Source organism: Leptothrix toolikensis (SeqCode) (assembly GCF_057922285.1).
Genome location: NZ_JBYSVC010000103.1, coordinates 1 through 7,369, shown reverse-complemented (window position 1 = coordinate 7,369; position 7,369 = coordinate 1). Strand labels below are relative to the sequence as shown.

Annotated in this window: 8 protein-coding genes; all 8 read left to right on the top strand. The window is 60.1% G+C overall.

Annotated features, from left to right (window positions below):
- Window positions 1-139 precede the first annotated feature (139 nt).
- Window positions 140-931 (top strand): GntR family transcriptional regulator, encoded by a 792-nt coding sequence (locus tag AC3VI7_RS11565; protein WP_489669696.1) that lies wholly within the window; start codon window positions 140-142, stop codon window positions 929-931.
- 104 nt (window positions 932-1,035) lie between these two features.
- Window positions 1,036-1,446, top strand: a complete 411-nt coding sequence (sdhC, locus tag AC3VI7_RS11560) for a succinate dehydrogenase, cytochrome b556 subunit (protein WP_489669697.1) — start codon at window positions 1,036-1,038, stop codon at window positions 1,444-1,446.
- Window positions 1,447-1,495: 49 nt separating this feature from the next.
- Complete coding sequence (gene sdhD, locus AC3VI7_RS11555) at window positions 1,496-1,858, top strand: succinate dehydrogenase, hydrophobic membrane anchor protein (RefSeq protein ID WP_489669698.1); 363 nt, start codon at window positions 1,496-1,498, stop codon at window positions 1,856-1,858.
- A complete protein-coding gene (gene sdhA, locus AC3VI7_RS11550; protein ID WP_489669699.1) occupies window positions 1,858-3,669 on the top strand; it encodes a succinate dehydrogenase flavoprotein subunit in 1,812 nt (603 codons plus the stop codon). Before sdhD ends, sdhA begins: the two co-directional genes overlap by 1 nt.
- A gap of 22 nt (window positions 3,670-3,691) precedes the next feature.
- Window positions 3,692-4,399, top strand: coding sequence for a succinate dehydrogenase iron-sulfur subunit (locus AC3VI7_RS11545; protein ID WP_489669700.1), 708 nt, complete (start codon window positions 3,692-3,694; stop codon window positions 4,397-4,399).
- A gap of 75 nt (window positions 4,400-4,474) precedes the next feature.
- Window positions 4,475-4,741, top strand: coding sequence for an FAD assembly factor SdhE (locus AC3VI7_RS11540; RefSeq protein WP_489669701.1), 267 nt, complete (start codon window positions 4,475-4,477; stop codon window positions 4,739-4,741).
- A gap of 44 nt (window positions 4,742-4,785) precedes the next feature.
- Entirely contained in the window at window positions 4,786-6,096 is a 1,311-nt protein-coding gene (gene gltA / locus AC3VI7_RS11535) for a citrate synthase (RefSeq protein WP_489669710.1), read from the top strand.
- A 113-nt stretch (window positions 6,097-6,209) separates the two neighbouring features.
- The coding region (locus tag AC3VI7_RS11530; RefSeq protein WP_489671544.1) for a putative Na+/H+ antiporter at window positions 6,210-7,369 on the top strand (1,160 nt) is incomplete at its 3' end.

Sequence of the window (7,369 nt, the reverse complement as noted above, 5' to 3'; positions counted from 1 at the left end):
GGGGAAACAAGGAAAAAATCGGGGGCAGTCTAGGGGTTCGCCCCCTGGTGTGTCAATAGTCTTATGTCTTATATAAGATGTCATGTACGATATGTGGGCTGGCCGATGATCGGCTGTGCTGCAATCACCCGTCATGCCGATGCCTGCTTCGCCTCTTTCCACCTCCTCTGACGCTGTGCCTGTGCCGACGCTCCCTGATCCGGCAGAGGCGGCACCCGCTTTTAGCCCGCTCTATCAGCAGATCAAGCTGCTGATTCTGCGCGGTTTGCAGGATTCGGAATGGAAGCCGGGCGAGGCCATCCCGAGTGAGTTTGAGCTGGCCGCGCGCTTCAAAGTCAGCCAAGGCACCGTGCGCAAGGCCATTGACGAGTTGGCGGCCGAGAACTTGCTGGTCCGCCGCCAAGGCAAAGGCACCTTCGTCGCCACCCACAGCGAAGCGCGCACCCAGTATCGGTTCTTGCGCTTGCAGCCCGATGACGGGATGCTGGGGACGTCGATGGAGCGTCATTTCCTCGATTGCCGGCGCGTGCGTGCCCCCGCTGAGGTGGTGCGTGTGCTGGGGCTGCGCACGGGTGACGCCGCCGTGCAGGTGCGTCGCACCTTGTCGAGCGCGGGCATGCCCGTGGTGCTGGACGATATTTGGTTGCCGGGGGCCTTGTTCAAGGGCTTGAGCACCGAGCGGCTGGAAGCGTTTCCTGGTCCGCTTTATGGTTTTTTTGAGTCGGAATTTGGGGTGCGCATGATTCGCGCCGAAGAAAAAATCCGCGCAGTCCAAGCCGATGCCGACAGCGCCCGGTTGCTGGGTTTGGCTGAGGGTGCGCCCTTATTGAGCGTCGAGCGACTCTCGATGACCTATGGGGACAAGCCGGTGGAGTGGCGTCGCGGCCTATACAACACCTCGCAGCACTTTTATCGCAATGACCTCAGCTAAAAATGCATGATCCGTGATCCTTTCGCGGGTCAGTCTCGGGTCAGGGTTCCCCCGGGTCCTTGAAATAAAATCATTCGGTTTCACACCCATTACAAAGGTGCTTCATGGCAGACACAATCAAGCGGCAGCGCCCGGTCTTTCGCAATATCAATATTTTCGATCTGCGCCACTATCGCCTGCCGTTGGCGGGCATCGTCTCAATCCTGCACCGGGTCAGCGGCATGCTGATGTTCTTGCTGATGCCGTTCATCGTTTGGATGTTCGACACCACCTTGACTTCCGAGGTCTCGTTTGCCCAGTTCTCGCTCCATTTCGAGGGCTTCTTCGTCAAGCTGATCTGCTTTGCTTTGACGTGGGCTTACCTGCACCACTTCATCGCTGGCGTGCGCCACCTGTGGATGGATGCCACCCATAGCGTCACCAAAGAACACGGCCGGGCCTCCGCCATCATCACCTTGGCGCTGAGCCTGGGGTTGACGGTGCTGCTCGGGGCCAAGTTGTTCGGTCTGATCTGATGCATTCCTGATTGATTCCAACGTTGTTCTCTCAAGGTTGACTTTCACCATGTCCAAAAATTTTGGCTCCCAGCGCATCGTTGTCGGTGCCCATTACGGTTTGCGTGACTGGCTGTCGCAGCGCATCACCGCCGTCCTGATGGCCTTGTTCACCCTGGTGGTGCTGGCCCAAGTGTTGTTTGGCTCCGCCATGGGCTATGACCGTTGGGCGGGGATCTTCTCGGCTCAGTGGATGAAGGTGCTGACCTTCGTGACGATCTTGGCGCTGTTGCAGCACGCTTGGATCGGCATCCGCGACATCTGGATGGATTACATCAAGCCGGTCGGTCTGCGCTTGGCGTTGCATGTGTTTTCGATCGTGTGGCTCGTCGGCTGTGCCGGCTGGGCGGTGCAAGTTCTCTGGAGGCTCTGATGGCTGTTGGTTCTACTCTGCCGCGTCGCAAGTTCGACGTGGTCATCGTCGGTGCCGGTGGCTCCGGCATGCGCGCATCCCTGCAACTGGCCCGCGCGGGCCTGAGCGTGGCGGTGCTCTCCAAAGTCTTCCCGACCCGTTCGCACACCGTGGCGGCGCAGGGCGGTATCGGTGCTGCGCTCGGCAACATGAGCGAAGACAACTGGCACTACCACTTCTACGACACCATCAAGGGCTCGGATTGGCTGGGTGACCAAGACGCCATCGAGTTCATGTGCCGTGAAGCCACCAAGGTGGTCTACGAGCTGGAACACTTCGGCATGCCGTTCGACCGCAACGCCGACGGCACGATTTATCAGCGTCCGTTTGGCGGCCACACCGCCAACTACGGTGAAAAGCCGGTGCAACGCGCTTGCGCGGCTGCTGACCGCACGGGTCACGCGATGCTGCACACGCTGTATCAGCAAAACGTCAAGGCCAAGACCAACTTCTTCGTCGAGTGGATGGCGCTGGACTTGATCCGCGACGCGGACGGCGATGTGATTGGTGTGACGGCGCTGGAAATGGAAACTGGCGAGGTCTACATCCTCGAAGCCAAGACCACGCTGCTCGCCACAGGCGGCGCAGGGCGGATCTTTGCGGCCTCGACCAACGCCTTCATCAACACGGGCGACGGTCTGGGCATGGCGGCACGCGCCGGCTTGCCGCTGCAAGACATGGAGTTTTGGCAGTTCCACCCCACGGGGGTACACAACGCGGGCGTGCTGCTGACCGAAGGCTGCCGGGGCGAAGGCGCGATTTTGCGCAACGTCAACGGCGAACGCTTCATGGAGCGCTACGCCCCGACCCTGAAAGACTTGGCCCCGCGTGACTTTGTTTCGCGCTGCATGGACCAAGAAATCAAGGAAGGTCGCGGCTGTGGTCCGAACAAGGACTACATCAACCTCGACATGACTCACTTGGGTGGCGACACCATCTTGAAGCGCTTGCCCAGCGTGTTCGAGATCGGGCACAACTTCGCCAACGTCGATATCACCAAGGAGCCGATCCCGGTGGTGCCGACGATTCACTACCAGATGGGCGGCATCCCGACCAACATCAACGGTCAAGTGGTGGTGCCCAAGGGTGATGACGCTAAGAGCGTGGTGAACGGGCTCTACGCTGTGGGTGAATGTTCCTGCGTGTCAGTTCACGGTGCCAATCGCCTGGGCACCAACTCGCTGCTCGACTTGTTGGTCTTTGGCCGTGCTGCGGGCAATCACATCGTGGACAGCTTCAAGAACAACACGTCCAAGTCGCACAAGGCGCTGCCCCAAGACGCTGCGGATGCGTCACTGGCCCGTTTGGACCGACTTGATCGCAGCACCCAAGGCGAATACTCGCAAGACGTGGCGGGCGATCTGCGCGCCGCCATGCAGCAGCACGCCGGTGTGTTCCGCACCCAGGCCGTGATGGACGCCGGTGTGGTGAAGATCAACGCCCTGCGTGAGCGCGTGGCCGCCATCACCTTGAAGGACAAATCCAAGGTGTTCAACACCGCGCGCATCGAAGCGCTCGAAGTGGACAACCTGATGGAAGCCGCTCAGGCCACCATGACTTCGGCCGCTGCCCGTCATGAGTGCCGGGGTGCGCATACGGTCAACGACTACGAACGCGGTGCCGACGACGCTGAGTTCCCGCTCGGTCGCAACGACGCCGAATGGATGAAGCACACCCTTTGGCACAGTGCCACCAACTCGCTGTCGTACAAGCCGGTCAACCTGAAGCCGCTGACGGTGGATTCGGTGCCGCCCAAGGTTCGGACCTTCTAAGAAGCGCCACGAGGAGAAACACATGGCTCAAAAGCGCACTTTTCAGATCTATCGCTACGACCCCGATAAAGACGCCAAGCCCTACATGCAGTCCATCGAGGTTGAACTCGACGGCAATGAGCGCATGTTGCTGGACGCCCTGATCAAGCTCAAGGCGGTCGATCCGACCCTGTCGTTCCGCCGCTCGTGCCGTGAAGGCGTGTGCGGCTCCGACGCGATGAACATCAACGGCAAGAACGGTCTGGCCTGTTTGACCAACATGCGCGACTTACCGGGCGTGGTGGTGTTGAAGCCGCTGCCGGGGCTGCCGGTCATCCGCGATCTGATCGTGGACATGACGCAGTTCTTCAAGCAGTACCACTCGATCAAGCCGTATTTGGTCAACGACACGCCGCCGCCGGAGAAGGAACGCCTCCAGTCGCCCGAAGCGCGTGAAGAGATCAACGGCCTGTACGAGTGCATCCTGTGCGCCAGCTGCTCGACGAGCTGTCCGAGTTTTTGGTGGAACCCCGACAAGTTCGTCGGTCCGGCCGGGTTGTTGCAGGCTTATCGTTTTATCGCGGATAGCCGCGACGAAGACACCGCTGGCCGGCTCGACAATCTTGAAGATCCGTACCGCCTGTTCCGCTGCCACACCATCATGAATTGCGTCGATGTGTGCCCGAAGGGGCTCAACCCCGCCAAGGCCATCGGCAAGATCAAGGAATTGATGATCCGCCGCACGGTTTAAGCACAGCCCGCCCCGAAGCGGTTCACCTGATGCACGCACCCGGTGCATCAGGGTCAGCTCCTTGCAAGACCATCCATGGACACTCTTTTAGATCCCCCTGCATTGAGCCGACTGCGCTGGCGTTGTCGTCGGGGTATGCTGGAAAATGACCTGTTTATCGAGCGCTTCTTTCAACGCCATGCGTCCAAGTTGACCCAAGGCCAAGCACTCGGCATGGAGTCCTTGATGGACTTGGCTGATAACGATTTGCTGGACCTGTTGATGGGGCGCCAAGAGCTCCACGGCGATTTGGATCAACCAGCGGTACGAGATGTGCTTGCCTTGATGCGCCAACGCCCTTGAAGGGCTTTAAGCTTGAATTCAACTCCTGAGGAACCTGCCACATGATGACCCTCTCTGATGTCAAGGCCACACTGTCGTTTTCCGACGGTAGCGCCGCCATGGATCTGCCCGTTTACAAGGGCACGATCGGTCCAGACGTGATCGATATCCGCAAGCTTTACGCGCAGACCGGCAAGTTCACCTATGACCCGGGCTTTCTGAGCACGGCGTCGTGCCAATCGACCATCACGTACATCGATGGCGACAAGGGTGAGTTGCTCTATCGCGGCTACCCGATCGATCAGCTCGCCGTCAACTGCGACTACCTCGACACCTGCTACTTGTTGCTCAAGGGCGAATTGCCCAACCAAACCCAGCGCGACGAGTTCCACGCCCGTGTGATCAACCACACGATGGTTCACGAACAGATGCAGTTCTTCCTGCGCGGCTTCCGTCGTGACGCCCATCCGATGGCTGTCTTGACCGGCTTGGTTGGCGCGCTGTCGGCCTTCTATCACGACAGCACCGACATCAATAACCCTGAGCACCGCGAGGTCGCTGCGATCCGCCTGATCGCCAAGATGCCGACCATGGTCGCCATGGCGTACAAGTACGGTGTCGGCCAGCCGTTCATCTACCCGAAGAACGATCTGTCCTACGCTGGCAACTTCCTGCGCATGATGTTCGCCACACCGTGCGAAGAGTACAAGGTGAACCCGGTGATCGAGCGCGCGCTCGACCGCATCTTCATCTTGCACGCCGACCACGAACAAAACGCCTCGACTTCGACGGTGCGTTTGTGCGGCTCATCCGGCACCAACCCGTTTGCGGCCATCGCTGCGGGCGTGGCCTGCCTGTGGGGCCCGGCGCACGGTGGTGCCAACGAAGCCTGCCTGAACATGCTGGAAGACATCCAGAAAATGGGCGGCGTGGCCAAGGTGGGCGAGTTCATGAACAAGGTGAAGGACAAGAACAGCGGCGTCAAGCTGATGGGCTTCGGTCACCGCGTTTACAAGAACTACGACCCGCGTGCCAAGCTGATGCAGGAAACCTGCAACGAAGTGCTGCAAGAACTGGGTCTGGAAAACGATCCGCTGTTCAAGCTGGCCAAGGAGCTGGAAAAGATCGCTCTGGAAGACGAATACTTCGTCTCGCGCAAGCTCTACCCGAACGTGGACTTCTACTCCGGCATCGTGCAGCGCGCCATCGGCATCCCGGTGAACTTGTTCACCGGCATCTTCGCCTTGGCTCGCACCGTTGGCTGGATCGCTCAGTTGAACGAAATGATCTCGGACCCGGAATACAAGATCGGCCGTCCGCGTCAACTCTTCTCTGGCGCTGCTCCGCGCAACGTCAAGCCGGTCGGCGAACGCTGATCGTGTTGATTTGATCTGATCCGGCTGTCTGGCCGTGATCCCGAACCCCCTCAGCGTTAAGCTGCGGGGGTTTTTCTTTGTCTACCGATTTTCTACAGATCGCATCGCAGCCCATGCCCACCCTCATCGAAATCATCGGCGCAGCCCTTTTCGGGGTGGCGGTGTTGCACACCTTCTCGACCAAAGCTTTCGAGCGGCTGGCGCATGTGCGCCCGCAACACGCTGGCTTGTTCCATCTGCTGGGCGAGGTCGAAGTGGTGTTCGGTTTTTGGGCCATGGTGCTGATGGCGCTGATGCTCGGGGTGATGGGTCATGACGCCACCATCCGCTACATCGACACGCGCAATTTCACCGAGCCGATGTTCGTCTTCGCCATCATGGTGATTGCGGGCAGTCGCCCGATCACGCACAGTGCTGCGCTGGGTGTGCAGGGGTTGGCGCGCTTGCTACCGTTTTTATCGGGCAGTCTGGCCTTTTACGTCGTGGTGCTGAGCGTGGTGCCGCTTCTGGGCTCCTTGATCACCGAGCCTGCGGCGATGACCTTGGCCGCCTTGCTGTTGCGCGACCGCATTTACGCCCAGCCGCTTTCTACCCGCTTGAAGTACGCCACCTTGGGCGTGTTGTTCGTCAACATCTCCATCGGCGGTGTGCTCACACCCTATGCCGCACCGCCCGTGCTGATGGTGGCCAAGGCCTGGGGTTGGGATCTCTCGTTTATGCTCGCCACTTTTGGCTGGAAAGTCGCCTTGGCCGTGAGCCTTAACGCTGTTTTGGCCGGGGTGATCTTCCGCCGCGAGCTGGCCGCCATACGCCCGCCCGAGCCGAGCGTGTCATCCACTCAGCTCGATGCACAAGGCATGCCATGGATCGTGCCGGCGGTTCACGCCCTGTTGTTGGCCGGGGTGGTGGTTTTCTCCCATCACCCGGCGATCTTCATGGGCTTGTTCCTGTTCTTCCTCGGCTTTGCCCAAGCCTACGCACGCTATCAAGACCGCTTGATCCTGCGTGAAGGTCTGTTGGTGGCCTTCTTTCTTGCCGGGCTGGTGGTGCTGGGCGGGCAGCAGCAATGGTGGCTGGAGGCGCTTTTAGGCCGCATGGACGCCCAAGGCGTCTACATCGGTGCCACCTTGCTCACCGCCATCACTGACAACGCCGCTTTGACCTACCTCGGCTCCCTCGTCCCCGGCCTGAGCCTCGATTTCAAGATCGCCCTGGTGGCCGGAGCCGTCACCGGCGGCGGCCTCACCGTCATCGCCAACGCCCCCAACCCTGC

Bases quoted from the DNA above. Each gene is read 5' to 3' on its own strand.
- AC3VI7_RS11565 (WP_489669696.1), top strand. From the start codon at position 140: ATGCCTGCTTCGCCTCTTTCCACCTCCTCTGACGCTGTGCCTGTGCCG.
- sdhC (WP_489669697.1), top strand. From the start codon at position 1,036: ATGGCAGACACAATCAAGCGGCAGCGCCCGGTCTTTCGCAATATCAAT.
- sdhD (WP_489669698.1), top strand. From the start codon at position 1,496: ATGTCCAAAAATTTTGGCTCCCAGCGCATCGTTGTCGGTGCCCATTAC.
- sdhA (WP_489669699.1), top strand. From the start codon at position 1,858: ATGGCTGTTGGTTCTACTCTGCCGCGTCGCAAGTTCGACGTGGTCATC.
- AC3VI7_RS11545 (WP_489669700.1), top strand. From the start codon at position 3,692: ATGGCTCAAAAGCGCACTTTTCAGATCTATCGCTACGACCCCGATAAA.
- AC3VI7_RS11540 (WP_489669701.1), top strand. From the start codon at position 4,475: ATGGACACTCTTTTAGATCCCCCTGCATTGAGCCGACTGCGCTGGCGT.
- gltA (WP_489669710.1), top strand. From the start codon at position 4,786: ATGACCCTCTCTGATGTCAAGGCCACACTGTCGTTTTCCGACGGTAGC.